At 60.4% G+C, this 26048-nt stretch carries 21 protein-coding genes; 14 read left to right on the forward strand and 7 right to left on the reverse strand.

The window, feature by feature from the left end; genetic code table 11:
- Window positions 1-86 precede the first annotated feature (86 nt).
- From L8I05_RS23075 to L8I05_RS23085, 3 genes are read left to right on the forward strand one after another with little or no spacing between them, the layout of a single operon-like run.
- The gene (locus tag L8I05_RS23075) at window positions 87-611 is read left to right on the forward strand and encodes a (2Fe-2S)-binding protein (protein ID WP_159960048.1); all 525 of its coding nucleotides are present in this window, start codon (window positions 87-89) and stop codon (window positions 609-611) included.
- A complete protein-coding gene (locus L8I05_RS23080; protein ID WP_242171666.1) occupies window positions 608-1597 on the forward strand; it encodes a xanthine dehydrogenase family protein subunit M in 990 nt (329 codons plus the stop codon). Before L8I05_RS23075 ends, L8I05_RS23080 begins: the two co-directional genes overlap by 4 nt.
- Window positions 1594-3777 (forward strand): xanthine dehydrogenase family protein molybdopterin-binding subunit, encoded by a 2184-nt coding sequence (locus L8I05_RS23085; protein WP_242171668.1) that lies wholly within the window; start codon window positions 1594-1596, stop codon window positions 3775-3777. The genes L8I05_RS23080 and L8I05_RS23085 overlap by 4 nt, the downstream gene beginning before the upstream one ends.
- Before the next feature lie 131 nt (window positions 3778-3908).
- Here the strand turns inward: L8I05_RS23085 and L8I05_RS23090 are convergent, their stop codons facing one another.
- The gene (locus tag L8I05_RS23090) at window positions 3909-5150 is read right to left on the reverse strand and encodes an MFS transporter (RefSeq protein WP_159960042.1); all 1242 of its coding nucleotides are present in this window, start codon (window positions 5148-5150) and stop codon (window positions 3909-3911) included.
- Window positions 5151-5469: 319 nt separating this feature from the next.
- Between L8I05_RS23090 and L8I05_RS23095 the strand changes: the two genes are divergently transcribed.
- The 3 genes from L8I05_RS23095 to L8I05_RS23105 are packed head-to-tail and all read left to right on the forward strand — an operon-like array spanning window position 5470 to window position 8104.
- Complete coding sequence (locus tag L8I05_RS23095) at window positions 5470-6915, forward strand: cytochrome ubiquinol oxidase subunit I (protein WP_242171669.1); 1446 nt, start codon at window positions 5470-5472, stop codon at window positions 6913-6915.
- Between the two features lies 1 nt (window position 6916).
- Complete coding sequence (gene cydB, locus L8I05_RS23100; RefSeq protein ID WP_242171671.1) at window positions 6917-7924, forward strand: cytochrome d ubiquinol oxidase subunit II; 1008 nt, start codon at window positions 6917-6919, stop codon at window positions 7922-7924.
- 12 nt (window positions 7925-7936) lie between these two features.
- The gene (locus tag L8I05_RS23105; protein WP_081321503.1) at window positions 7937-8104 is read left to right on the forward strand and encodes a DUF2474 domain-containing protein; all 168 of its coding nucleotides are present in this window, start codon (window positions 7937-7939) and stop codon (window positions 8102-8104) included.
- 65 nt (window positions 8105-8169) lie between these two features.
- Here the strand turns inward: L8I05_RS23105 and L8I05_RS23110 are convergent, their stop codons facing one another.
- Both L8I05_RS23110 and L8I05_RS23115 read right to left on the reverse strand, forming a co-directional pair.
- Window positions 8170-9294, reverse strand: coding sequence for a class I SAM-dependent methyltransferase (locus L8I05_RS23110; RefSeq protein WP_197626706.1), 1125 nt, complete (start codon window positions 9292-9294; stop codon window positions 8170-8172).
- 172 nt (window positions 9295-9466) lie between these two features.
- Window positions 9467-10177: a LuxR family transcriptional regulator gene (locus L8I05_RS23115; RefSeq protein WP_242171673.1), complete on the reverse strand. Its 711-nt coding sequence runs from the start codon at window positions 10175-10177 to the stop codon at window positions 9467-9469.
- Between the two features lie 456 nt (window positions 10178-10633).
- On the opposite strand from L8I05_RS23115, the gene L8I05_RS23120 reads away from it, so the two are divergent.
- The gene (locus L8I05_RS23120) at window positions 10634-11410 is read left to right on the forward strand and encodes a ferredoxin--NADP reductase (RefSeq protein ID WP_242171676.1); all 777 of its coding nucleotides are present in this window, start codon (window positions 10634-10636) and stop codon (window positions 11408-11410) included.
- A gap of 61 nt (window positions 11411-11471) precedes the next feature.
- Here the strand turns inward: L8I05_RS23120 and mscL are convergent, their stop codons facing one another.
- Entirely contained in the window at window positions 11472-11888 is a 417-nt protein-coding gene (gene mscL, locus L8I05_RS23125; protein ID WP_159960030.1) for a large-conductance mechanosensitive channel protein MscL, read from the reverse strand.
- A 287-nt stretch (window positions 11889-12175) separates the two neighbouring features.
- Between mscL and L8I05_RS23130 the strand changes: the two genes are divergently transcribed.
- The 4 genes from L8I05_RS23130 to L8I05_RS23145 are packed head-to-tail and all read left to right on the forward strand — an operon-like array spanning window position 12176 to window position 16479.
- Entirely contained in the window at window positions 12176-13717 is a 1542-nt protein-coding gene (locus L8I05_RS23130) for a catalase (protein WP_242171678.1), read from the forward strand.
- A 57-nt stretch (window positions 13718-13774) separates the two neighbouring features.
- Window positions 13775-14314, forward strand: a complete 540-nt coding sequence (locus L8I05_RS23135; protein ID WP_242171680.1) for an ankyrin repeat domain-containing protein — start codon at window positions 13775-13777, stop codon at window positions 14312-14314.
- Window positions 14315-14349: 35 nt separating this feature from the next.
- Window positions 14350-15717 carry a DNA repair protein RadA gene (gene radA / locus L8I05_RS23140; RefSeq protein WP_017139308.1) on the forward strand — a complete coding sequence of 456 codons (1368 nt, stop codon included), beginning with the start codon at window positions 14350-14352 and terminating at the stop codon, window positions 15715-15717.
- A gap of 27 nt (window positions 15718-15744) precedes the next feature.
- Entirely contained in the window at window positions 15745-16479 is a 735-nt protein-coding gene (locus L8I05_RS23145; protein ID WP_242171683.1) for a hypothetical protein, read from the forward strand.
- Between the two features lie 4 nt (window positions 16480-16483).
- On the opposite strand, the gene L8I05_RS23150 is transcribed toward L8I05_RS23145, so the two are convergent.
- Window positions 16484-16852 (reverse strand): PilZ domain-containing protein, encoded by a 369-nt coding sequence (locus L8I05_RS23150; protein WP_242171685.1) that lies wholly within the window; start codon window positions 16850-16852, stop codon window positions 16484-16486.
- A gap of 174 nt (window positions 16853-17026) precedes the next feature.
- On the opposite strand from L8I05_RS23150, the gene L8I05_RS23155 reads away from it, so the two are divergent.
- The 3 genes from L8I05_RS23155 to yjiA all read left to right on the forward strand — a co-directional run bounded on the left by L8I05_RS23155 (window position 17027) and on the right by yjiA (window position 20452).
- Window positions 17027-19093: a carbon starvation CstA family protein gene (locus L8I05_RS23155; RefSeq protein ID WP_159960020.1), complete on the forward strand. Its 2067-nt coding sequence runs from the start codon at window positions 17027-17029 to the stop codon at window positions 19091-19093.
- Window positions 19094-19108: 15 nt separating this feature from the next.
- A complete protein-coding gene (locus tag L8I05_RS23160; protein WP_003176208.1) occupies window positions 19109-19306 on the forward strand; it encodes a YbdD/YjiX family protein in 198 nt (65 codons plus the stop codon).
- Between the two features lie 186 nt (window positions 19307-19492).
- Entirely contained in the window at window positions 19493-20452 is a 960-nt protein-coding gene (yjiA, locus tag L8I05_RS23165) for a GTPase (protein ID WP_177018016.1), read from the forward strand.
- Window positions 20453-20637: 185 nt separating this feature from the next.
- On the opposite strand, the gene glyA is transcribed toward yjiA, so the two are convergent.
- Window positions 20638-21891 carry a serine hydroxymethyltransferase gene (gene glyA / locus L8I05_RS23170; protein WP_065895218.1) on the reverse strand — a complete coding sequence of 418 codons (1254 nt, stop codon included), beginning with the start codon at window positions 21889-21891 and terminating at the stop codon, window positions 20638-20640.
- Window positions 21892-22153: 262 nt separating this feature from the next.
- Complete coding sequence (locus L8I05_RS23175; RefSeq protein WP_277931886.1) at window positions 22154-26005, reverse strand: bifunctional diguanylate cyclase/phosphodiesterase; 3852 nt, start codon at window positions 26003-26005, stop codon at window positions 22154-22156.
- Between the last annotated feature and the right edge of the window lie 43 nt (window positions 26006-26048).

Raw genomic sequence — 26048 nt, forward strand, 5'->3', positions numbered from 1 at the left:
TGAACGCTCAAAACCCCGGGAAGTCGTACCCCTGAGACGGCGACTTTCCTGAACGCCGCGGATGGATAACAACCCGTGAGGTGTTTATGAGCGCAACCCCCAATGGCGCGGCGGCCAAGCCGTTCGTCAGCCACCCGATACGCCTGACTCTGAACGGTCAGAGTCGCCAACTGGACGTGTTGCCCTGGACCACCTTGCTCGACCTGTTGCGTGAGCAACTCGACCTGGTCGGCAGCAAAAAGGGCTGCGACCACGGCCAATGCGGCGCCTGCACCGTATTGCGCGATGGCAAACGCGTGAACGCCTGCCTGACCCTGGCGGTGATGTGCGATGGCGCCGAGCTGACCACCATCGAAGGCTTGGCCCAGGGCGACGTGTTGCACCCGATGCAGCAGGCCTTTATCAAGCATGACGCCTTCCAGTGCGGCTACTGCACCCCCGGCCAAATCTGCTCCGCCGTCGGCCTGGCCAATGAAGGCCGTGCCCACGACACCGCGCAGATCCAGGAACTGATGAGCGGCAACCTGTGCCGCTGCGGCGCCTACAACAACATCCGTGATGCCATCGAAGACGCCTTGCCGGCCTGTCGCGCCCAGGGAGGTGAGCAATGAACCCCTTCCAGTACAGCAAGCCCGCCGATGTGCATGAGGCCGTGCACCTGAGCAGCGCCGCGTCGCGCTTTATCGCCGGTGGCACCAACCTGCTGGACCTGATGAAAGAAAACATCAGCCGCCCCGAACACTTGATCGATATCACCGGCCTGCCGTTGCATGAGGTTGAAGAAACCGCCGACGGTGGCTTGCGCATCGGCGCGCTGGTGAGCAACGCCGACCTGGCCTGGCACCCGTTGATCGAGCAGCGTTACCCGTTGCTGTCCCAGGCCATCCTGGCCGGCGCCTCGCCGCAATTGCGCAATATGGCCAGCACCGGTGGCAACCTGTTGCAGCGCACCCGTTGTTACTACTTCTATGACGCCAATGTGCCGTGCAACAAGCGTGAGCCTGGAAGCGGTTGCCCGGCGCGCACCGGTTTGAACCGCATCCACGCGATCCTCGGCGCCAGCGAGCACTGCGTGGCCACGCATCCCTCGGACATGTGTGTGGCCTTGGCGGCGCTGGAAGCGCGGGTACACGTAGAAGGCCGTGGTGGCGCGCGGATTATCGAGTTTGCCGACTTCCATCGACTGCCCGGCGATACGCCGCAGCGCGACAACCTGCTGGCCGACGATGAGTTGATTACTGCCATCGAGTTGCCTGCCGACCATCTGGCCAATCACAGCCATTACCTGAAAATTCGCGACCGGGCCTCCTATGCCTTCGCCTTGGTTTCCGTCGCCGCCGCCCTTGAACTGGACGGCGACCGTATCGTCGATGCACGCCTGGCCCTCGGTGGCGTGGCGCACAAACCGTGGCGTGACCGCGCGGTAGAAGCCGCGCTGATCGGCCAGTCCGTCAGCCGTGAAACCTTCAGCGCCGCCGCCGACGCCTTGCTGCAAGACGCCGAGCCCTTGGAACACAACGGCTTCAAGATCAAGCTGGCGCGCCGCGCAATTATTCGCGCCCTGAGCGATGCCGCTGTCGCAGGAGAACGCCCATGACCGCTGTCGGCAAACCCTTGGACCGCGTCGACGGTCTGCTCAAAGTGACTGGCCAGGCACGCTATGCCGGTGAGTATCCCGAAAAAGGCTTGCTGCATGGCAGTGTGGTCTCCAGCACCATCGCTAAAGGCCGGGTCGTCAGGATCGATGCGTCCAAAGCCTTGGCGCTGCCGGGCGTGGTCATGGTGCTTGATCACCTCAACCGGCCCAATATCGCCAGTTACGATGAGGCTTTCGCCGACGCCGATGCGGCGGATGGCTCGCCATTTCGCCCGCTGTATAACGACCGTGTGCTGTACAGCGGCCAACCCTTGGCGCTGGTGATTGCGGATAACCTGGAACTGGCGCGGCATGCCGGTTCGCTGGTCGAGATCGAGTACGCCAGCGAAGCCTTCGAAACCGACCTGGTGGCCCTGCAGGAGCAGGCGTACCCTTCGCCGCAAACGCCACCTGCGCCACGCGGCAACTTCCAGGCCGAATGGGCCGCGGCCGCCGTCAGCCTCGACATGCACTACAGCACGCCGATCGAACACCACAACCCGATGGAGCCCCACGCCAGCACCGTGCTGTACCAAGCGGACGGCACCCTGCATATCCACGACAAGACCCAAGGCACGCAGAACTGCCAGGCCTACGTGCAAAAAGTCTTCGGCTTGGACAAAAGCCAGGTGCGGATTTTTGCCGCGTTCGTCGGCGGCGCCTTTGGCTCGGGCCTGCGCCCGCAATATCAACTGCCGTTGGCCGTGATGGGGGCGCTGGCACTCAAGCGATCGGTGCGCGTCACCCTGACCCGCCAACAAATGTTCACCTTCGGCTACCGCCCGCGCACCTTGCAGCGTTTGCAGATGGGCGCCGCCGCCAACGGCCGCCTGCTCGCGCTGGGGCATACCGCGATTGGCCAGACGTCGCGCTTCGAAGATTTCAGCGAACACGTGGTGGAATGGAGCGGCATGCTCTACCAGTGTGACAACGTGCAATTGACCTACAAACTGGTGCCGCTGGATGTGTACACGCCAATGGACATGCGCGCGCCCGGCGCCGCGTTGGGCGTGATCGGCCTGGAATGCGCCATGGATGAACTGGCGTGTGCGCTGGGCATGGACCCGGTGCAACTGCGCCTGATCAACTACGCCGAGCGCAACCAGGCCGAAGACAAACCCTGGTCGAGCAAAGCCCTGCGCGAATGCTACAGCGAAGGCGCTGAACGCTTCGGCTGGAGCCAGCGCAACCCGGAGCCGCGCAGTATGCGTGATGGCAACCAGTTGATCGGCTGGGGCATGGCCGGCGGCGTGTGGGAAGCCATGCAAATGAAGGCCAGCGCCAAGGCGCGCATCGACACCGAGGGCAAACTGACGGTGAGCAGCGCCACTACCGATATCGGCACTGGCACCTACACGGTCATGACCCAGATTGCCGCCCAGGCCAGCGGCGTGCCAATGGGCGATATCCAGTTTTTGCTGGGCGACTCGTCCTTGCCCACCGCGCCTTTGCAGGGCGGCTCGTTCACTGTGTCGTCCGTCGGCACGGCCGTGCAGCAGGCGTGCGAAGCGCTGAATGCCAAATTGCTGAAGATTGCCCGGCAGACTTACCCGGTGTTCAAGGACGCAGAGTCTGTGCGCTTTGAAGACGGCCAGTTGCACACGGGGGATGTGAGTGTGTCGTTGGCCCAACTGATCAAGGATAGCGGCGAAGAGGCTTTGGAAGTACAGGTCGACAGCGAGCCGGACAAAAAACGTGAAGGCTACGCAACGGCCACCCATTCGGCGGTGTTTGTCGAGGTTCGGGTCGATGAAGACCTGGGCACCATCAAGGTCAGCCGGGTGGTCAGTGCGATTGCTGCCGGGCGCGTGGTTAATCCGAAGATGGCCCGCAGCCAGATCCTCGGCGGCGTAGTGTGGGGGATTGGTATGGCGCTGCACGAAGAAACCCAGACGGATCATCAATTGGGGCGCCACATGAACCACAGCCTGGCCGAATACCACATCCCGGTGAACGCCGATATTGGCGAAATTGACGTGATTTTTGTCGAAGAACACGACGAAGTCGTCAACGCCCTCGGGTCCAAGGGTGTCGGTGAGATTGGTATCGTCGGGGTCGCGGCGGCGGTGGCGAATGCGATTTATCACGCCACCGGCAAGCGCGTGCGGGACTTTCCGATCACCCTGGATAAGGTGCTTTAACACACCTCTTAAACCCAGTGGAGACCCCAGGGAGCTGGCTTGCCTGCGATAACGGTGTACCAGCCACTAATCAGGTGCTGACCCACCGCTATCGCAGGCAAGCCAGCTCCCACAAGGAATTGTGTTGAGGATCAGACTTTGGTCTCTTCGACCGGCACATGCATACGGTCGCGGTTGGCCAGGGTCGGGAACAATTTTATCCACACCCCCGTCACCACCAGCGTGCCAATCCCGCCCATCACAACGGCAGGCACAGTACCGAACCAGTGGGCGGTGATGCCCGATTCAAATTCACCGAGTTGATTGGAAGCGCCGATAAACAGGCCGTTGACCGCACTCACGCGGCCGCGCATTTCATCCGGCGTCTCCAACTGCACGAACGAGGCGCGAATCACCATGCTGATCATGTCCGCCGCGCCGAGCACCACCAGCACCGCCAGCGAAAACCAGAACGAGGTCGACAGGCCAAAGGCGATAGTCGCCACGCCAAATACCCCGACAGCCGTAAACATCACCCGCCCGACTTGCCGGTCCACCGAGAATCGCGCCAGCCACAGCGACATCAACAAGGCGCCCACCGCGGGTGCCGAGCGCAGCAGGCCCAGGCCCCAGGCGCCGGTCAGCAGGATGTCTTTGGCAAACACCGGCAGCAATGCGGTCGCGCCGCCCAGCAGCACGGCGAACAGGTCGAGTGAGATGGCGCCGAGGATGTCCGGGCGGCTGCGGATAAAGCGAATCCCGGCCAGCAACGAGTCCATGGTGGCCTTGGCTTTATTCAATGGGGTCTGGCGGGCGGGCAGGTTGAGGGTCAATACGCAGGCGATCAGGTACAACGCCACGGTTGGGCCATACACCCACACGCTGCCAAACGCATACAGCAAACCGCCGAGGGCCGGCGCGACGATGGTCGCCAGTTGCTGTGCCGATTGCGACGACGCCACGGCGCGCGGGAACAGCGCGCTGGGCACGATGCTCGGCAGCAGCGCCTGGGTGGTCGGCATCTCGAACGAGCGCGCAGCGCCGAGCAGGAAGGCGAGGATGAAGATCATCTCGCGGGTCACGTTGCCGGTCAGGCCGCCGATGGCCAGGGATAACGCGATCAGCGCCTGCACGGTCTGGCAGATCGCAGCGACCTTGCGCCGGTCATAGCGGTCGGCCACATGCCCGGTGTGCAGCATGAACAGTACACGCGGTACGAATTCCACCAGGCCGACCAAACCCAGGTCCAGCACGTTACCGGTCAGTTGGTAGAGGTTCCAGCCGATGGCCACGGTGAGCATCTGGAAGCCGCTGGCAGTGAAGATGCGTGCCAGCCAGAACGCGATGAAAGGGCGATGGTGACGCAATAGCAACGCAGGTTCACGGGTAGGCATCGGGAATTCAGGTCAGGAACGGAGGGAATGTCGAGATTAGCACCAAGCTGTAACAAATAGTTGCGAGAAGTCGACTGAGGCAGCCTGTCACGCGGCAAAAGACCACACAGTCCTACAGCCAAAATGGGACTACTCTTTGATCAATGCTTGATCCAGATCAAACCCTGCCCCGGGATTGTTCTGGCGGCCGAAAGGCCAGACTCCCTGCGTGGTTGGTTAAAAAAAGAAACGAATTGAAATTCGCCTTACTCCATATCCGTGGGGGCAGTGGGTGCAGGCTCCCAGCCAGCAGCCGGTATTACCTGACAGAGGAAGACTTATGTTCGGTTTGGAGGCGCTAGATCTCGCCCGAATTCAATTCGCGTTCACCATCTCATTCCACATCCTGTTCCCGGCGATCACCATCGGCCTGGCCAGTTACCTTGCGGTGCTGGAAGGCTTGTGGCTCAAGACCCATAACGACACCTACCGTGACCTCTACCATTTCTGGTCGAAGATCTTTGCCGTCAACTTCGGCATGGGTGTGGTCTCGGGGTTGGTCATGGCCTACCAGTTCGGCACCAACTGGAGCCGTTTCTCGGACTTCGCCGGCGCGGTGACCGGGCCATTGCTGACCTATGAAGTGCTGACGGCCTTCTTCCTTGAGGCCGGGTTCCTGGGGGTGATGCTGTTCGGCTGGAACAAGGTCGGGCGCAAATTGCACTTCTTTGCCACGGTGATGGTGGCCGTGGGTACGTTGATCTCGACCTTCTGGATTCTCGCGTCCAACAGCTGGATGCAGACGCCGCAAGGCTTTGAAATCATCGATGGCCGTGTGATTCCGACCGACTGGCTGGCGGTGATCTTCAACCCGTCGTTCCCCTACCGCCTGATGCACATGGCCACGGCGGCCTTTGTGGCCACCGCGTTCTTCGTCGGCTCTTCGGCGGCCTGGCATTTGCTGCGCGGCAAGGACAACCCGGCGATCCGCACCATGCTGTCGATGGCGATGTGGATGGCCCTGATCGTGGCGCCTATCCAGGCGGTGATCGGTGACTTCCACGGCCTCAACACCCTCAAGCATCAACCGGCGAAAATCGCCGCGATTGAAGGCCACTGGGAAAATATCGGCAACGAGCCGACGCCGCTGATCCTGTTCGGCTGGCCCGATATGAAGGCCGAGAAAACCAAATACGCGGTCGAGATTCCGTACCTCGGCAGCCTGATCCTGACGCACTCGCTGGATAAACAAGTGCCGGCGCTCAAGGAGTTTCCACCGGAAGACCGCCCCAATTCGACCATCGTGTTCTGGTCGTTCCGGGTCATGGTCGGCCTGGGCTTCCTGATGATCTTCACCGGCCTGTTCAGCCTCTGGCTGCGCCGGGGCGGCAAGATGTACACATCCAAGCCGTTCCTGTACCTGGCGCTGTGGATGGGCCCGTCCGGTCTGATCGCGATTCTCGCCGGTTGGTTCACCACCGAAATCGGCCGCCAGCCATGGGTGGTCTATGGGCTGATGCGCACGGCAGATGCATCCTCCGGGCATAGCCTGGCGCAGATGACGATTACGCTGGTGCTGTTTGTGGTGGTGTACTTCGCGCTGTTCGGCGCAGGGTTGGGCTACATGATGCGCCTGGTGCGCAAAGGGCCGCAGACCCACGAAGGCAGCGAACCGACCCACGGTGGCCCTGGCCAGAAACGCACACCGGCGCGTCCGTTGTCTGCCGCCGATGATGGCAGCGATGACGACCACGACCACGCCCACATCCAGCACAAGGGGAATTGAGATGGGTATTGATCTTCCGCTGATCTGGGCCGTGATCATCATCTTCGGCATCATGATGTACGTGGTCATGGACGGCTTTGACCTGGGTATCGGCATCCTCTTCCCGTTCATTCCGGGAAAAGTCGACCGTGACGTGATGATGAACACTGTCGCCCCGGTCTGGGACGGTAACGAAACCTGGCTGGTACTTGGCGGCGCGGCGCTGTTCGGCGCGTTCCCGCTGGCCTATTCGGTGGTGTTGTCGGCGTTGTACCTGCCGTTGATCCTGATGCTGATCGGGCTGATCTTCCGGGGCGTGGCCTTCGAGTTCCGCTTCAAGGCCAAGGACGACAAGCGTCACCTGTGGGACAAGGCATTTATCGGCGGCTCGGTTGCGGCGACGTTCTTCCAGGGCGTGGCGCTGGGGGCGTTTATCGACGGCATCCCGGTGGTCGACCGTCAGTTTGCCGGTGGTTCGCTGGACTGGCTCACGCCGTTCACGATGTTCTGCGGCGTTGCCTTGGTCATCGCCTATGCCTTGCTCGGCTGCACCTGGCTGATCATGAAGACCGAAGGCAAGTTGCAGGAGCAGATGCACAACCTGGCGCGGCCATTGGCTTTCGTGGTGTTGGCGGTGATCGGCATCGTCAGCCTGTGGACGCCACTGGCGCACCCGGAAATCGCTTCGCGCTGGTTCACCCTGCCGAACCTGTTCTGGTTCCTGCCGGTGCCGATCCTGGTGCTGGTGACCATGTACGGTCTGATCCGCGCCGTGGCGCGTAATGCGCACTACACGCCGTTTTTGCTGACGCTGGTGCTGATCTTCCTCGGCTACAGCGGCTTGGGCATCAGCCTGTGGCCGAACATCATTCCGCCGTCAGTCTCGATCTGGGATGCCGCTGCGCCGCCGCAGAGCCAGGGCTTCATGCTGGTGGGCACGCTGTTCATCATCCCGTTCATCCTGGGCTACACCTTCTGGAGCTACTACGTGTTCCGCGGCAAGGTCACCCACGAAGACGGCTACCACTAGGAGGGTTGATTCATGTCCGGCAAACCGTCGTTGCAAGAGATCGAACAGGCCGAGAAACAGCCGCTGTGGCGGCGCCTGGGGTGGTTGGCGATGATCTGGACTGGCAGTGTGCTGGCGCTGTTCGTCGTCGCCAGCCTGATGCGTATGTTCATGAACGCGGCCGGCCTGACGACCCACTGACATCCCAATCCGGGCCTCGCGGCCCGGCTTTCAGCCCTGTCACTCGCAAGAGTGGCAGGGTTTTTTTATTTGCGCGCTTTGAGGATCACGAATTTCGGTGTGGTAGCGACTTGCTCGACGCCACGGAATAACCGCGCCAGTTTGGTGTGATAACCCAAGTGACGGTTGCCAACTATATAAAGGGCGCCGCCAACCACCAGTGATGATCGCGCTTGCTGGAACATGCGCCAAGCGAGGAAATCGCCCACTACCTGCTGTTGGTGGAAGGGTGGATTGCATAGCACCACGTCCAGGGAGTCTGGCTCCTGGCCGGCCAGGCCATCGTCGGCGCGCACCGTCACATCGCGTGCACCCAGAGCCGCTTGCCAGTTCTCGAGCGCAGACTGCACGGCCATGTAGGACTCATCCACCAAGGTGTACTGCGCGTCGGGGTTTTGCAGCGCGCTGGCGATCGCCAATACGCCGTTGCCACAGCCCAGGTCCGCCACGCGGGCGCTGCCCAGATTTTTTGGCAGGTGTGGGAGGAAGGCGCGGGTGCCGATGTCCAGGCCTTCGCGGCAGAATACATTGGCGTGGTTGAGCAGTTCGATGCTCGGTGTGTCCAGGCTGTAACGGGTGGGGTAGGGCGACACGGCGTTAGGGCGAGCCTCTGCGGTCGCGATCAGCAGCCGTGCTTTTTTTACTGCGAGAGACGCGTGCATCGGCCCGATGTACCGCTCCAGCAACTCGCCTGCGGCCCGTGGCAAGTGCTTGATCATTGCCGAGGCGACCACTTCGGCGCCCGGTGCCAATTGCCCTTGCAGACGGATCAATTGCTCTTCGAGCAGCGCCAGGGTTTTGGGCACGCGGATCAGCACGCGGTCGAACGGCCCCACTGGCACCTGGCTGGCAGGCACAAACGTCACCGCGTCAAATGCCTTGCCGTTGCGCACCAGGTTTTTCTCAAGGCCAAGGGCTGCGAGAAACGAATCGCCGCTGGACGTGAGCTGCACCTGGCCTTCCAGGCTGGCCGCCAAGGCGCCGAAACTGTCATTGAGCACCAGCACACGGGTTGCAGCGCCGGGCTGCTGTTCGGCCAGATAGCTGAGCAGGTACTCGTCGGCGGCGTCGAAGGCCTGCAGCGGATCATTGTGTTGCTCAGGCTGGCGAATCAGGTCGAGCTGGGCGAAGGGGCTGTCAAGCAGGGGCATGGCGGGGGAGGCTCTGGGTCATCGATGGGTGTTCGGCGGCTGTGGGCAGCCGGCGCAACCATCTGAGTGAACTGCGAGGCGACTTCCGCAACGGGAACTGCGTCAACACTCAGAATTGGCCGTAAATGTTACTTTTTTTTCGATGGGATTACATGCTGTGTTTCTAAAGCAGCTAAAACAACCCGGCTTTCGAGGCACAGAGCACGGCAGCGATCTTGTTATTGACGCCCAGCTTCCTGAGGCAACTGCTGATATGAAAGCCCACGGTACGCTCTGACAGGCACAGGATCGTGGCGATGTCTGATGCAGTCTTGCCCATGGCTGACCATCTGAGGATATCCGTTTCCCGTGGCGTCAGCTTGCAAGGGGGCGTGATGCCCGGTTTTTCGGCATATTTATGGGCTACCACTGCGTGCATCGCATGGCAGAGCCACAGTACCTGGCCGGCTTTCTCGTAAAGTTCTTCGGGGGTGACTTTGCCGGTACTTCGACCCAGGCTCAGCATGCTGAACACGCCTTGGAAGTCATGCACTGCCTGGGTCCAGCCCAAGTGCACGCCAAACGATTGGGCCAACGCCCATAAATCCGGTGAGGCGTTGAAGGTCTTCTGCTCCCACACAATCGGCAGCACGCTACGTTTGCAGTGAGCAACGACAGGGTCTACATCAAAAAAGTGCGCCTGGTTATAAAGTGTGTTCCATTCATGCGGGTAGTTATTTAAATTGATCGGCTTCGTCTGATGGTTGGATTGTTGTGAGCTCATTGTGAAGGAACAGTATTCAAACCCTAGCTGGTAGGTGTGATTGATGACCATCTCATAAACAGTGGTGATCTTGTCCTCACCCTCCAGTTTGGGGAGTCTTGTATTGCGCCAGTTAACCATTGGTAACTCTCCATGGGTGTTAGTGTGACTTGGGTACGTCCTGGCCCCCAATGCGGCACGAAAATTAGTGTAGGACATGTCCTACGTATTTTGTGTGAAAAAAATTTGCCTGTTATCCGCATTTCATTTTCTCTAATGTGTACAGGATGTTTATTTTTGTACAGGGCGACTTGCTGCCCGGAAAAATTCATTGTTTTTAACAACTTGCCGGCGATGTTAAATTGATGGCAATTAAATTCAAGGCGTCATCTAATGACCTTAAGAAAGCAGGGAAATAGCTAAATGATTAGTTCGAACTAGACAGCTGCTTTGTATTTACTTGTTACAAGTAGCTGAGCAGCCTAACCTCATGCCTGCCTGTAAGACTGTCGAACAATCGTAATGCCAGTACAAACCAGCGGTGTTTCCCTGCGCGACTTTGAGGGACACTAGGGCACCTGTTAAACGGAGCCCCTCATGACGGCCAGTGCTGAGAAATTTACCCGCCAGACCTTGCTCGACGTGCAATCGCTGACCCCCAGCCTGTTTACCTTGCGCACCACGCGCGACCCGGGTTTTCGGTTTACGGCAGGCCAGTTCGTGCGTTTGGGCGTCGCCAAGGCGGATGGCAGCACCGTATGGCGTGCCTATTCCATCGTGTCTTCGCCGTTTGACGAGCACCTCGACTTCTTTTCCATCGTTGTACCGGGCGGCGAATTCACCAGTGAACTGAGTCGCCTGCAGGTGGGCGATACGCTGCTGGTGGAGCGTCAAGCCACGGGCTTCCTGACACTCAACCGCTTTGTCGACGGGCGTGATTTGTGGTTGCTGGGTACCGGGACTGGCGTGGCGCCATTCCTGTCGATCCTGCAGGACTTTGAGGTGTGGGAAAAATTCGAGCGCATTGTGCTGGTGTACAGCGCTCGGGAGGCCCAGGAGCTGGCGTATCAGGCGTTGATCAAGGAGCTGGGCGAGCGTGAGTACCTGACCGAGCACGCTCACAAGCTCGTCTACATTCCTATCGTGACCCGTGAGCAGCATCCGGGGGCGCTGAATGGGCGCATTACCACCCTCATCGAGAATGGCGAGTTGGAGCGTGCTGCCGGCGTTGAACTGACCCCGGAACACTCCCGCGTACTGATTTGCGGCAACCCACAGATGGTCGATGACACCCGCCAACTGCTCAAGCAACGCGACATGCAACTGAGCCTGAGCCGCCGTCCCGGCCAGGTGGCAGTGGAAAACTACTGGTAAACCGCCGGGGTAAAAAAAAGGCGCCTGCAACAGGCGCCTTTTTTTGCCAAGCCCGAGTTGATTAAAGCGGCTTGTCGTTCTGTGCCTTGAGCAGATCGCGGATCTCACCCAGTAACACTTCTTCCTTGCTTGGCGTTGGCGGCAAGCTGGGGGCCACAGCCTCTTCGCGCTTCAGGCGGTTGATCGCCTTCACGCCCATAAAGATTGCAAAGGCCACGATCACAAAGTCGATCACGCTCTGGATGAACTTGCCGTACGCCAGCACCACGGCGGGCACGTTACCCTGCGCGGCTTTGAGCGTTATCGCCAAGTCCCCGAAATCCACGCCACCGATCAGCAGACCGATAGGCGGCATCACCACGTCGCCCACAAACGAGGAAACAATTTTGCCGAAAGCGGCGCCGATGATGATACCGACGGCCATGTCGACCACATTGCCTTTGACCGCGAAGGCCTTGAACTCACTGATCACGCCCATAGGTTATTCCTTGTTACAGATGAGAAGGGTGGAAGTCAGTGTAAGTCAGTCGCTGAAGGCTTGCGCGACACAACCGTTAACACTGTCAATTTTTATCGACACATTAAATCGCAAATAGTTTGCAAAGTGCCACCAATCGCGCGCGGAATACTCGTTATTTCAGTGGCTTACCACCATATTTTCCTAATCGGCCCGGTGGGGTTTTTCTATTTATCTTCTGACTCGCGGGTCACTAGCCTCTGGCAAGCACAACTGAATGTGCACTAAAAAAACCAGAGGAAACCTCGATGAACAATCCAATGAAGCGCGGCCCGGTTCTCGCGCGACATGCGCTGATGCTCGCAAGCGCCAGCCTGCTGTCGCTCTCCGTACAGGCCGCCAACCTCACGCGCGATAACGGTGCCGCCGTGGGCGACAACCAGAACTCGCAAACCGCCGGTGCCAACGGCCCGGTGCTGCTGCAAGATGTGCAACTGATTCAAAAATTGCAGCGTTTTGACCGTGAACGCATCCCCGAGCGCGTGGTTCACGCCCGTGGCACCGGCGCCCACGGCACCTTCACCGTCACCGACAACCTCAGCGACCTGACCAAAGCCAAAGTGTTCGCGGCCGGTGAGGCCACGCCGGTGTTTGTGCGTTTCTCCGCCGTGGTCCACGGCAACCATTCCCCGGAAACCCTGCGCGACCCACGCGGCTTTGCCACCAAGTTCTATACCGCCGAAGGTAACTGGGACTTGGTCGGCAATAACTTCCCGACGTTCTTTATTCGCGATGCGATCAAGTTCCCGGACATGGTCCACGCGTTCAAGCCCGACCCGCGCACTAACCTGGACGACGATTCCCGCCGTTTCGATTTCTTCTCCCATGTTCCCGAGTCCACCCGCACGCTGACCGAGCTGTATTCCGACTCCGGCACCCCGGCCAGTTACCGTGAAATGGACGGCAACGGCGTACATGCCTACAAGTTGATTAACGCCAAGGGCGAAGTGCACTACGTCAAGTTCCACTGGAAGAGCCTGCAAGGCATCAAGAACCTCGACCCTAAACAAGTCACCGACGTGCAAGGGCGTGACTACAGCCATATGACCAACGACTTGGTCACCCACATCAATAAAGGCGACTTCCCCAAGTGGGACTTGTACGTGCAAGTCCTTAAACCTGACGACTTGGCTAAGTTTGACTTCGACCCATTGGACGCCACCAAAATCTGGCCGAATGTGCCGGAACGCAAAGTTGGCCAGATGGTGCTGAACCGCAACCCGGCGAATGTCTTCCAGGAAACCGAGCAAGTGGCCATGGCCCCGGCCAACCTCGTGCCGGGCATCGAGCCGTCGGAAGATCGCCTGCTGCAAGGCCGAGTGTTCTCCTACGCCGACACACAGATGTACCGCCTGGGGCCGAATGCCCTGCAACTGCCGATCAACGCTCCACGGGTGACCGTCAACAACGGTAACCAGGACGGCGCGATGAACTCAGGCAAGACCACCACCGGTGTGAACTACCAGCCAAGCCGCCTGTTGCCACGCGAAGAGCCGCAAACCGCACGCTACAGCCAGTCGGCGCTGTCGGGCAGCACCCAGCAAGCGAAGATCCAGCGTGAGCAGAACTTCAAGCAAGCCGGTGATTTGTATCGTTCCTACAGCAAGAAAGAGCGCCAGGACTTGATCGAAAACTTCGGCGGCTCGCTGGCGACGACTGACGATGAGAGCAAGCACATCATCCTGTCGTTCCTTTATAAGGCGGACCCTGAATACGGCACCGGCGTGACCAAAGTCGCCAAAGGTGACCTGACTCGCGTGAAAGCGCTGGCAGACAAACTGACCGACTGACGTCCGTTCCGGTCGGCGCCCTTGCACGGGCGTCGGCTCCTGGCAGGAGAACACCCCATGCGTATTTCGATTGGTTTATTAATGGTGATGCTGGCTTTTGTCGCCCACGCCGAGTCGCCTGACCCGGTCGCGCTCAAGGCGCAATTGCAGGACTACTACTTCGACGCCGCCCGCCGTGGCGATATCGACATGCTCAACACCTTCATCGAATCCGGCTACAGCCTCAACACTCAGGACGACAAGGGCTACACCGCGCTGATCCTCGCCGCCTATCACGGCCAGGGCTCTTTTGTGGAGCGCTTGCTCAACGCCGGCGCCGACGCCTGCGTGCAGGATAAACGCGGCAACACCGCGCTGATGGGCGCGATCTTCAAGGGTGAGCTGAAAATCGCCCAGCGCCTGCTGGCCACCGACTGCAACCCCGACCAGCGTAATGGCGCCGGGCAGACCGCGGCCATGTACGCCGGGCTGTTCAAGCGCGTCGAGCTGCTGGATGAATTAAAAGCCAAAGGCGCCGACCTCAACGCCGAAGACCTCATCGGCAACAGCGCTTCACGATTGGCCAGTGGTGAAATTCGGACCCCGGCACCGCGCTGAGCTATCATCGCGGTTTTTCGGTTGGAGGTTCTCAAATGGCAAAGGCCAAGCGCATGTACGGCTGCACCGAGTGCGGCGCGACCTTTCCCAAGTGGGCCGGCCAGTGCACCGAGTGCGGCGCGTGGAACACCCTGACGGAAACCATGATTGAAAGCGGCGGCGCAGCGGCCCCCACCGGCCGTGCCGGCTGGACCGGGCAACAGGCGCAGATCAAAACCCTGGCCGAAGTCAGCGTTGAAGAAATCCCGCGCTTCTCCACCGCCTCCGGCGAGCTGGACCGCGTACTCGGCGGCGGCCTGGTGGACGGCTCGGTGGTGCTGATCGGCGGTGACCCCGGCATCGGCAAATCGACCATCCTGCTGCAAACCCTGTGCAGCATCGCCAGCCGCATGCCGGCGCTGTACGTCACCGGTGAGGAATCCCAGCAGCAAGTGGCCATGCGCGCCCGGCGCCTGGGCTTGCCCCAGGACCAACTGCGGGTGATGACCGAAACCTGCATCGAAAGCATCATCGCCACGGCCCGCATCGAAAAGCCCAAGGTCATGGTGATCGACTCGATCCAGACAATTTTCACCGAGCAGCTGCAATCGGCACCGGGCGGCGTGTCCCAGGTGCGCGAGAGTGCGGCGCTGCTGGTGCGGTATGCCAAGCAGAGCGGCACGGCGATTTTCCTGGTCGGCCACGTGACCAAAGAAGGCGCGCTGGCCGGGCCGCGAGTGCTCGAGCATATGGTCGACACCGTGCTGTATTTCGAAGGCGAATCCGATGGCCGGCTCCGCTTGCTGCGGGCGGTGAAGAACCGCTTCGGCGCGGTCAACGAATTGGGCGTGTTCGCCATGACTGATCGAGGCCTGAAAGAAGTCTCCAACCCATCGGCGATTTTTCTTACGCGTGCCCAGGAAGAAGTCCCGGGCAGTGTGGTGATGGCCACGTGGGAAGGCACCCGGCCGATGCTGGTGGAAGTCCAGGCGCTGGTGGATGACAGCCACCTGGCCAACCCGCGCCGGGTCACCCTCGGGCTGGATCAGAACCGCTTGGCGATGCTGCTGGCGGTGTTGCACCGTCACGGCGGCATTCCCACCCACGACCAGGACGTGTTCCTTAACGTGGTCGGCGGGGTCAAGGTGTTGGAAACCGCTTCCGACCTGGCGTTGATGGCGGCGGTGATGTCCAGCCTGCGCAATAAGCCGCTGCCCCATGATTTGCTGGTGTTTGGTGAAGTCGGCCTGTCCGGCGAAGTGCGCCCGGTGCCGAGTGGCCAGGAGCGCCTTAAAGAAGCCGCCAAACATGGCTTCAAGCGTGCGATTGTGCCCAAGGGCAACGCGCCAAAAGAGATGCCTGCTGGGTTAAAGGTGATTGGCGTCACGCGCCTGGAGCAGGCGTTGGATGCACTGTTCGAATAATTCATGGATCAGTCAGGGATGAGTGCAATGCACAACACGAATCGCTGGGCAGCCGTTGCCCTGTTCATGGCCTTGGTGGGTTTGCCGGGCATCGCCTTGGCCGAGTCGGCCAAGCTGCCGGCCGGTTACCGGTCTGCGCAGAAGTTGGCGACCCAGGACGGCAGCGTGCTGCAAGTGCTGGAAGACCAGCGCATCAGCGCCCAATTGCACAAAGACAGTTGGGGCAATGGCCTGGATGAGGACTCGTTTGACGAGCCCGGTGATCTGGTCGAAAACCCGTTGCTCAAAGCCCGCGTGCGTTTGCTGTCGGCGTCCGGCGAGGTGCTGGTCAGCGAAGAGCTTGGTTACCCATTGGCCAAAGTCGAGAAGGCCCCGCTCAAAGGGCTGCCGGACCCTGTGTACTTTTTGAGCATTGATCAGACGGCGCCGATGGGCAGTTACAGCGGCCCTGCGACGCAACTGCTGCTGCCAGCCAAACAGCAACTCAAACCCGTGAGTTACAAGGGCGCCGACGGTAAGGTCGAGCCATTGACCCTGGCCCAGACCGGCAAAGCCGCGTGGCAGATCGCAACGCCCGCCGACGGCGGCGCAGATGAGTTGTTGCAAGTCTCGTCATTTATGGACGGTGACGGCGATGATGATTTCGCCACGCGGTTTGAAACCTATCGGTTTGTCGACGGCCAATGGCAGGCCACCTCGAGTCAAAAGGCGGGCTACTGGGACGCAGAAAACGAATTCCCGGCACGTACGGCGTTTCCGTAAAGCGTTACACCTGCAGCAGCGCGCCGAGCTCGCGCTCAAGTTCTTCCTGATCGCCGAGGTTCAGTTCGATCAGCCGGCGCAAATGGCTGATCGACTCCAGGTCGATGTGCTCGCACACAAAGCCCAACTGCCCATGCTCATCATGGGCCAGCTTAACCTGCATCTTGATATGCGCCTGGGGGTCAAGGCGGATGTCCACGTCGAACGCCTCGGCACGATTACCCTGCCAGTCATCCGGGCGTTGCACCAACAAACCTTTCAGCGACAAGTCCACCAATTGCACCGGCCAATTCCAGCCGTCTTGCGCAATGGTCGTGCGTGCATCGAAGGCGATACGCCGAAAACGGCGGCGATCAGACGACTGTTCGCTCATGGTCGATTCCTCTGTGGATAGGAGGATTGTAGCCCTGCGCCATCATCGGGCTTTTATTTCTGCTTTTTTTACTGTTGCAAGGCTCTAGACCAATGTAGGGGGGTGGCCTTTAAGGCCAGTAGCGCTAAACTCGGACTGGCTGTCCTTTCTGTCCACCCTGGCTGGAATATAAAAATGAAAAATAATAATAGCCTGCTACGCCACCTACCCTGGCTGGTGCTGGCAATCGTAGGAGCGTGCGCCCTGGGCGTAGTGGCTTTGCGCCGCGGCGAGGCGATCAACGCCTTGTGGATTGTGGTCGCTGCTGTGGCCATCTACCTGGTTGCGTACCGTTACTACAGTCTGTTCATCGCTAACAACGTGATGCAACTCGATCCACGGCGGGCCACCCCCGCAGTGCTCAACAATGACGGTCTGGACTATGTGCCGACCAACAAACACATTCTTTTCGGTCACCACTTTGCGGCGATTGCCGGTGCAGGCCCGCTGGTCGGCCCGGTTCTGGCGGCGCAAATGGGCTACCTGCCCGGCACGCTGTGGCTGATTGCCGGCGTGGTGCTGGCCGGTGCGGTGCAAGACTTCATGGTCCTGTTCCTGTCCACCCGTCGCAATGGCCGTTCCCTGGGCGATATGGTTCGCGAAGAAATGGGTCGCATCCCCGGGACCATCGCGCTGTTCGGCTGCTTCCTGATCATGATCATCATCCTCGCGGTGCTGGCGCTCATTGTGGTCAAGGCCCTGGCCGAAAGCCCATGGGGCATCTTCACGGTGATGGCGACCATTCCGATCGCGATGTTCATGGGCGTGTACATGCGCTACATCCGCCCGGGCCGCATCGGCGAAATCTCGATTATCGGCGTGCTGTTGCTGCTCGGTTCAATCTGGCTGGGCGGGCAGATTGCTGCTGATCCGGTCTGGGCCAAGGCCTTCTCCTTCACCGGGATCCAGATCACCTGGATGCTGATCGGCTACGGTTTCGTTGCCGCAGTACTGCCGGTATGGCTGATCCTTGCGCCGCGTGACTACCTCTCCACCTTCCTCAAAATCGGCACCATCATCGCCCTGGCGATCGGCATCCTGGTCACCATGCCAGAGCTGAAAATGCCGGCCCTGACCCAATTCATCGACGGCACCGGCCCGGTATGGAAGGGCGGCCTGTTCCCGTTCCTGTTCATCACCATTGCCTGCGGCGCGGTCTCGGGTTTCCACGCGCTGATTTCCTCGGGCACCACGCCCAAGCTGCTGGATAACGAAGTCAACTCGCGCTACATCGGTTACGGCGCGATGCTGATGGAGTCGTTCGTGGCGATCATGGCCATGGTTGCCGCTTCGGTGATCGAACCCGGCGTGTACTTCGCCATGAACAGCCCGGCTGCAGTGGTCGGCGCTGACGTGGTGACGGTGGCGCAAACCGTCAGCAGCTGGGGCTTTGCCATTACCCCGGAAGCCTTGACGGCGGTGGCCCATGACATCGGTGAAACCACCATCCTGGCGCGTGCCGGCGGTGCGCCGACCCTGGCGGTGGGTATCGCGCAGATCCTGCACAGTGTGCTGCCAGGTGAAAACACCATGGCTTTCTGGTACCACTTTGCGATCCTGTTTGAAGCGCTGTTCATCCTGACGGCCGTCGACGCCGGCACCCGTGCCGGTCGCTTCATGCTCCAGGATTTGCTCGGCTCTTTCGTGCCGTCGCTCAAGCGTACCGAGTCCTGGACCGCCAACCTGATCGCGACCGCAGGGTGCGTAGCGATGTGGGGTTATCTGCTGTACCAAGGCGTGATCGACCCACTGGGCGGTATCAACACCTTGTGGCCGCTGTTCGGCATCTCCAACCAGATGCTGGCCGGTATCGCGCTGATGCTCGCCACCGTTGTGCTGATCAAAATGAAACGCCAGCGCTACATCTGGGTGACCATGCTGCCGGCCGTCTGGCTGCTGATTTGCACTACCACGGCGGGCTTCATCAAGCTGTTCGACGCCAACCCGGCGATCGGCTTCCTGTCGCTGGCCAAGAAGTACAGCGACGCCCTGGCCAACGGCCAGATCCTCGCGCCGGCCAAGAACATCGACCAGATGCAACACGTGATCTGGAACGCCTACACCAACGCAACGCTGACGGCGCTGTTCCTGTTCGTGGTGTTCAGCATCCTGTTCTATGCGCTCAAGGTCGGCGTCGCCGCCTGGGGCAACAAAGAACGTACGGATAAAGAAGCCCCGTTCCAGGCCGTACCGGACGCGTAATCGAGGATTGCAAGCATGTTCAATGACATCAGTCGCCTCGGTAAATACCTCGGTCAGGCCGCGCGCCTGATGGTCGGCATGCCCGACTACGACACCTACGTCGAGCATATGCAAACCAAACACCCGGACAAACCGATGATGGACTACAAGGCGTTCTTCCGGGAACGCCAGGAAGCCCGTTATGGTGGCAAGGGTGGGCCCAAGTGCTGCTAGCCCGATAGGTTGGGCTAGCGGTGATTCCATGTGGGAGCGGGCTTGTGTGGGAGCTGGCTTGCCTGCGATAGCATCAACTTGGTCTGCTAGAAAGACCGAGTTGTCTGCATCGCAGGCAAGCCAGCTCCCACATAGGTCTGCTCCCACATTTGTTTTGTGTTCCTTCAGTTTTCAGGAGAATTGTCTTTGTCCTCTCCCATCCCCGTCACCATCCTCAGCGGCTTCCTCGGCGCCGGCAAAACCACCTTGCTGCGCCATCTGCTCAAAGCCGAGCACGGCCTGAAAATCGCCGTGATCGAAAACGAATTCAGTGACGCCGGCATCGACACCCAGCTGCTGGGCGCAGAACCCGTGCAAGTCATGACCCTGTCCAACGGTTGCGTATGCTGCACCATCCACACCGACCTGACCAAAGCCCTGTACCTGCTGCTTGAACGCCTGGACAGTGGCGAAATCGCCTTCGACCGCCTGGTGATCGAGTGCACCGGCCTGGCGGATCCTGCGCCCGTGGCCCAGACCTTTTTCATTGATGAAGAGCTGCGCGAACGCTACATCCTCGATGGCATCATCACGCTGGTAGACGCAGCGCACGCCGAACACCACCTGACCCAGACCATCGCCCAGGCGCAGATCGGCTTTGCCGACCGCCTGCTGGTGAGCAAGCGCGACCTGGTCGACGAAGCGACCTTCGACGCCCTCAGCCAGCGCCTGACCCGCATCAACCGCCGCGCGCCGATTCGAGTAGTCGACCACGGCGCCATCGACCTGGCGGAGTTGCTCGATGTGCGCGGTTTCAACCTCAATGCCGGCATGAACCTGCGCCCGGTCAGCGCCGCGCCGTCCATCGACCGCATTTCCAGCCTGGTGCTGCGCACCGACCAGCCGCTGGATATCGACCGCCTCAGCGAGTTTATGAACGAGCTGCTGGAAGACCACGGCAAGCAACTGCTGCGCTACAAGGGCGTGCTGAACATTGCCGGGGAAGACCGGCGGATGGTGTTCCAGGGTGTGCTGAAACTCTACGGCTTCGATTGGGACACCGAGTGGGCCGAGGGCGAGGCGCGCGAAAGCGTGATTGTGTTTATTGCCGATGAGTTGCCGGAGCAGAAAATTCGCGACGGTTTTGCCAAGGTTTACCAACCCTGACGTGAAATACGGTCCACTGTGGGAGCTGGCTTGCCTGCGATTGCGGTGGATCAGGCAATGATGTGCCAGCTGACAGGCCGCTATCGCAGGCAAGCCAGCTCCCACAGGTGATTGCATTTCAAGTTGAAATTTGGGCATAAAAAAGCCCGGCGCTAAAGCCGGGCTTTTTATTCAAGCAACTGCAATCAAGCGCCGTATACCGGCAGCTTTTTGCAGATGGCCTTGACCTTCTCACGCACCGCGTCGATCACGGCTTCGTTGTTCAGGTCTGCCAGGATGTCGCAGATCCAGCCGGCCAGTTCCTTGCACTCTGCTTCCTTGAAGCCGCGAGTGGTCACAGCCGGGGTGCCGAAGCGCAGGCCGGAGGTGACGAACGGCGAACGTGGGTCGTTCGGCACGGAGTTTTTGTTCACGGTGATGAAGGCTTTGCCCAGGGCAGCGTCAGCATCTTTACCGGAAATGTCCTGCTTGATCAGCGACAGCAGGAACAGGTGGTTTTCAGTACCGCCGGACACCACGTCAAAGCCGCGCTCGATGAACACACCGGCCATGGCCTTGGCGTTCTTGACCACTTGTTGCTGGTAAGTCTTGAACTCAGGCTGCAGGGCTTCTTTGAAGCAGATCGCTTTGGCGGCGATCACGTGCTCCAGCGGGCCACCCTGGGCGCCTGGGAACACAGCGGAGTTCAGCTTCTTCTCGATCTCGGCGTTAGCACGCGCCAGGATCAGGCCGCCACGTGGACCGCGCAGGGTCTTGTGGGTGGTGGTGGTCACCACGTCAGCGTAAGGCACCGGGTTCGGGTAGACGCCAGCAGCGACCAGACCGGCTACGTGAGCCATGTCGACGAACAGGTAGGCGCCAACTTTGTCAGCGATAGCGCGGAAGCGTGGGAAGTCCAGGATCTGCGAGTAGGCAGAGAAACCGGCCACGATCATTTTTGGCTTGTGCTCAACCGCCAGGCGCTCGACTTCGTCGTAGTCGATCAGGCCGTTGGCATCGATACCGTATTGAACGGCGTTGTACAGCTTGCCGGAGGAGGAAACGCTGGCGCCGTGGGTCAGGTGACCGCCGTGGGCCAGGCTCATGCCCAGGATGGTGTCGCCGCCTTGCAGCAGGGCCAGGTACACGGCGCTGTTGGCTTGGGAACCGGCGTGCGGCTGGACGTTGGCGTAATCGGCGCCGAACAGTTCCTTGGCACGGTCGATGGCCAGTTGCTCAACCACGTCGACGTACTCGCAACCGCCGTAGTAGCGCTTGCCTGGGTAGCCTTCGGCGTACTTGTTGGTCAGAACCGAACCTTGAGCCTCCATGACCGCAGGGCTGGTGTAGTTTTCCGAAGCGATCAGCTCAATGTGCTCTTCCTGGCGCACGGCTTCTTGCTCCATGGCGGCAAAGAGATCGGCGTCGTACTTGGCAATAGTCAAATCACGGCTGAACATGGCGGTCCTCAAGGATCGGGGGCAGAAAAGGAGGGCATTCTAACCCAATGGGTTTTAGATGGCATATGAAAGGACATCATGTCGCGGACAAGTGGGGCTCATCCAAGGATGGGCGGTGCCTGTACTGGCCCTATCGCAGGCAAGCCAGCTCCCACACTTGAATGGGTTCACAGATCAAAATGTGGGAGCGGGCATGATCGTTCCCACGCTCTGCGTGGGAATGTCGCGCTGGACGCTCTGCGTCCGCTCTTGAGCTTGGCGGTCAGTCGAACATGAACAGCGCATCATTGCTGAACTGCGCCTCAAATCGATTCGCCGGCATCGGCCGCCCGAACAGGTAACCCTGCACCTCATCGCACCCATGCTCGCGCAGGAAGTCCAGCTGCTCATGGGTTTCCACGCCTTCGGCGATCACCGCCAGGTTGAGGCTGTGGGCCATGGCGATAATGGCGCGGGCGATTTGTGCGTCCTGCTCGCCAGACGGCAGGCCGTCAACAAACGTGCGGTCGATCTTCAGCACATCAATAGGGAACTGCTTGAGGTAGTTCAGCGACGAATAGCCCGTGCCGAAGTCGTCCACCGCAATGCTCAGGCCGAGGTTTTTCAGGCTGGCGAGGATTTGCAGGGCTTCGTTGACCTCGCGCATCAGGATACTTTCGGTCAACTCCAACTCCAGGCACGCGGGCGGTAGGCCCGTGTCCCTCAGGATGGTGGCAATACGCTCGCCCAACTGGCCGTCCGAGAACTGCCGCGCCGAGATGTTCACCGAGACTTTCGGCACGCGCACCTTGTTCTGGTGCCAGGTCTTGAGCTGGCGGCAGGCCTCGCTGAGTACCCAGTCGCCGACGTCCACCACCAGCCCCAACTCTTCCAGCACCGGAATGAAATCCCCCGGTGGCACCAGCCCACGGCGCGGGTGGCGCCAGCGCAGCAAGGCTTCGGCGCCGGTCAAACGTTTGCCATCGCCGCTGAACTGCGGCTGGTAATACAGCACGAATTCGTTCTGCTCCAGCGCGTGGCGCAAGTCGCTTTCCAGCTCCAGGCGTTCAAGCGCACTGGCGTTCATGTCCGCCTGATAGAACTGGAAGTTGTTCTTGCCGCGTTCCTTGGCGTGGTACATCGCGGTGTCGGCGTTTTTCATCAGTTGGCTCAGCTCGTTGCCGTCCTGCGGGCTCAGGGCGATGCCGATACTTGCAGTCACGAAGAACTCGCGGCCCTCAAGCACAAACGGCTTCACCAGGCTGGCCAGAATCTGCTCGGCCACGGTGATCGCGCGATTCAGCGCCATCTCACGGCTGACGCGCGGTTGCAGGAGCAAGGTGAACTCGTCGCCGCCCATGCGCGCCACGGTATCGTCTTCGGCCACGCAGCCCAGCAGGCGCGTGGCCATTTCCTTAAGCATGCGGTCGCCGGCGGCGTGGCCGAGGGAGTCGTTGATCGGCTTGAAACGGTCGAGGTCGAGGAACATCAGCACCACCCACGACTTCTGCCGTTCCGCCGCCTGCAAGGCAGTGTGCAGGCGGTCCTGGAACAGCGTGCGGTTGGGCAGGTGGGTCAGGGCGTCGTAGTAGGCCAGGCGGTGGATGCGCTGTTCGCTGGCCTTGCGCTCACTGATATCACTGAAGAAACACACATAGCTGGCCAGGTCGCCTTCATCGTCGAACACGGCTGTAATGCCGACCCACGCCGGGTAATGCTCGCCATTGCGCCGTTTCAGCCACACTTCGCCTTCCCAGGTGCTGTGCTGGTGCAGTTGCTTGAGCACATAACGCAGGTGGGCTTCCTGCTGTTCGTCGACAGTGAGCATGTTCGGCAACTGGTCGAGCACATCCGCCACGGCATAGCCGCTGACTCGGCTGAATGCCTCGTTGGCCTGCACGATGTAACCCGCCGGGTCAGTGATGAGGATCGCTGACGTGGAGTGTTCGAATACGGTGGCCGCCATGCGCAGGTCTTTTTCGGCGCGGCGTTGTTGGCTGATATCGCGGCCTACACCCAGGATGCCCTCAAATGCGCCGTGCTCATCCCACACCAGCACCAGGCGCAATTCGATCGGCACTTTGCGGCCATCAGCGCGCAGGCAGTCGAACAGGAACAACTGGGTCTGCACGTCATCGCGCAGCTTATTCAGCGCCGTCGCGTCGCCCAGCGAGCGGCTGACTTGCTCCACCAGGCTATAGATGCCGGTCAGTTGTTGCGGGTTGGCGATGATCGACTGCCAGCCGTTCTTGAACACCCAATCCACGTCGTAACCCAGCACGGCGTTGACCGACGGGCTGATGTAATTAAGCGCAAGCTGGCTGTCGGTGGAGCAGATCACGTCGCTGATGCTTTCGGCCAGCATGCGGTAGCGTTGCTCGCTGTCACGCAGGGATTCACTGGCTTCGATCTGGTCGGTGATGTCCTTGGCCACGCCGATGATCCGCGTGACCACGGCCGTCTTGTCGCGGGCCAGGGCCTGCTCGCGGATATCGAAGCGCCGCCATTGGTTATTGCGATGACGAAAGCGCAGTTGGCATTGCAGTTGGGTGGTGTAGCCGACCTCGCGCTGTTGCTGGCGCAAGTCGTGGTAATACTCGGAATCTTCGGGGTGCAGCAGCATTTCCCAGAAGTATTCGCCCATTTGCTGCAGTTCGGCGCGGTTGTAACCGAGGGTGTGGCCCAAATGGTGGTTGCTGAAAATCATCCGCTGGCTGATCACGTCCTGCACATACAGGTGATCCGGCACGGTGCGCACCACGTCCGACCAGAAACTCTCTCGCTCCACCAGCGACAGTTCGATCAGCTTGCGGCTGGTGATGTCGCTGATGCTCAGGATCACGGCCTTGAAGTCATCGTGCTGCTCGGGCAGGCGCATCACCAGCCACAGGTATTGATCATTGCCGGCGACGTCGCTGAGCTGGATTTCCAGTTCCAGCTGTTTTTGCTGGGTCAATACCGCTTCCAATACCTGGTAGCCGATGGCCGTGGCGTTGCGCGGGCAGTCATCGATCAGGCGCTCCCAGGCCTGCTCGCAAGAACTGACGTTCAACAGGCGCACAGCCACCTGGTTGACCTCGGTGACGCGCAATTCCTTGAGCAGTTGCTGGCGTTCTTGGGCGTTGTTGTGCAGCCAGGCCTGCAAGTGCTCGCGGGTTTGCATGTGGGCTTTGTCGAAGAACGCCTTCAGGCCCGACAGGTCGAGCACGCAAAGCGCCACGCCGGTGCCTTCGAAAATATCCTGATAGCGCCGCCGGCCTTCATGCACCTGGCGCTGGCGACGGCGCATGTTCAACAGCACGATCACCGGGATCAGCGAGAAGGCCAGGCCCAACAGGCATTTGCCGATAAACGCCGGCAGCAGCTGCTCCAGCACGGCGCTGCGGTCAAACAGCCCGCGCAACTGCCAGTCACTTTTGCTCAGGGGCGTGACCAACACACTTTTATTCAATTCGTCTGGCGTGAGCGCCGTGGCCCATTGTGCCGGCATGCCGCTGTCACGGCTGACCACGCGGTGGTTCAGGCGGTTCTCGATGGCCCACATCGGGCGCTGGCCCTGGCCGTCCTGGCGGGTCAGGTTGCTCAGGTAGTTGGGCGCCAGGCGCAGCGCCCAGTACATCCGCGAGCCGCCACTGGGCTGGTGCAGCAATAAATAGATGAGGGTGCCGTCGGGGCTGTTGCTCAGGTAATAAGGTTGCGAGTGACTGCGCTGCACCAATTCTTCAAGCCAGGCGCTGTCCTGGCTGTCTTTGGCGCTGTCGCTGATCATCGCGCCGCTGGGGGCGAGCAGGGCGACGCTGCGCAGCTCCGGCAGCGAGCGCTGCAAGGTGCGCATCAAGGCCTGTTGCTGTTCGTCGTTGCGCGGTGGCTCGACCATCGGCAGCAAATTCAGGGCGATTTTTGCGCTCAGGGCCATGTTCAGGCTGATCTGTTCAGCCAGGTCGGCGCTGTAGTCGATGGTGTATTGCTGCTGGTTTTTCTGGTTTTGCTGCAGTTGGTCCAGCAACTGCCAGAACAATAACGCGAGCAACATCAGGACAAGCGTCGCCAATGCGCCTTTGAGGGTGCCGTGCAGGGGCGCTCCCGGCGCTATATGAGCGGCGCGCAGGGGAGTGGGCGGCGTGACTTTGGACAAGCTGTGATCCTGCGGTTTGGCTGGACTGGCGCGCGACGTGCAC

The sequence above is a fragment of the Pseudomonas sp. MONT-RG-20F-20-E-7-02 genome (genome assembly GCF_022662395.1).
Classification (GTDB): domain Bacteria; phylum Pseudomonadota; class Gammaproteobacteria; order Pseudomonadales; family Pseudomonadaceae; genus Aquipseudomonas.

Bases quoted from the DNA above. Each gene is read 5' to 3' on its own strand.
- L8I05_RS23110 (WP_197626706.1), bottom strand. From the start codon at position 9,294: ATGCCCCTGCTTGACAGCCCCTTCGCCCAGCTCGACCTGATTCGCCAG.
- L8I05_RS23130 (WP_242171678.1), top strand. From the start codon at position 12,176: ATGAACAATCCAATGAAGCGCGGCCCGGTTCTCGCGCGACATGCGCTG.
- radA (WP_017139308.1), top strand. From the start codon at position 14,350: ATGGCAAAGGCCAAGCGCATGTACGGCTGCACCGAGTGCGGCGCGACC.
- L8I05_RS23090 (WP_159960042.1), bottom strand. From the start codon at position 5,150: ATGCCTACCCGTGAACCTGCGTTGCTATTGCGTCACCATCGCCCTTTC.
- L8I05_RS23105 (WP_081321503.1), top strand. From the start codon at position 7,937: ATGTCCGGCAAACCGTCGTTGCAAGAGATCGAACAGGCCGAGAAACAG.
- L8I05_RS23085 (WP_242171668.1), top strand. From the start codon at position 1,594: ATGACCGCTGTCGGCAAACCCTTGGACCGCGTCGACGGTCTGCTCAAA.
- cydB (WP_242171671.1), top strand. From the start codon at position 6,917: ATGGGTATTGATCTTCCGCTGATCTGGGCCGTGATCATCATCTTCGGC.
- L8I05_RS23155 (WP_159960020.1), top strand. From the start codon at position 17,027: ATGAAAAATAATAATAGCCTGCTACGCCACCTACCCTGGCTGGTGCTG.
- mscL (WP_159960030.1), bottom strand. From the start codon at position 11,888: ATGGGCGTGATCAGTGAGTTCAAGGCCTTCGCGGTCAAAGGCAATGTG.
- L8I05_RS23095 (WP_242171669.1), top strand. From the start codon at position 5,470: ATGTTCGGTTTGGAGGCGCTAGATCTCGCCCGAATTCAATTCGCGTTC.
- L8I05_RS23080 (WP_242171666.1), top strand. From the start codon at position 608: ATGAACCCCTTCCAGTACAGCAAGCCCGCCGATGTGCATGAGGCCGTG.
- L8I05_RS23075 (WP_159960048.1), top strand. From the start codon at position 87: ATGAGCGCAACCCCCAATGGCGCGGCGGCCAAGCCGTTCGTCAGCCAC.
- L8I05_RS23150 (WP_242171685.1), bottom strand. From the start codon at position 16,852: ATGAGCGAACAGTCGTCTGATCGCCGCCGTTTTCGGCGTATCGCCTTC.
- L8I05_RS23145 (WP_242171683.1), top strand. From the start codon at position 15,745: ATGCACAACACGAATCGCTGGGCAGCCGTTGCCCTGTTCATGGCCTTG.
- L8I05_RS23160 (WP_003176208.1), top strand. From the start codon at position 19,109: ATGTTCAATGACATCAGTCGCCTCGGTAAATACCTCGGTCAGGCCGCG.
- L8I05_RS23120 (WP_242171676.1), top strand. From the start codon at position 10,634: ATGACGGCCAGTGCTGAGAAATTTACCCGCCAGACCTTGCTCGACGTG.
- L8I05_RS23135 (WP_242171680.1), top strand. From the start codon at position 13,775: ATGCGTATTTCGATTGGTTTATTAATGGTGATGCTGGCTTTTGTCGCC.
- L8I05_RS23115 (WP_242171673.1), bottom strand. From the start codon at position 10,177: ATGGTTAACTGGCGCAATACAAGACTCCCCAAACTGGAGGGTGAGGAC.
- glyA (WP_065895218.1), bottom strand. From the start codon at position 21,891: ATGTTCAGCCGTGATTTGACTATTGCCAAGTACGACGCCGATCTCTTT.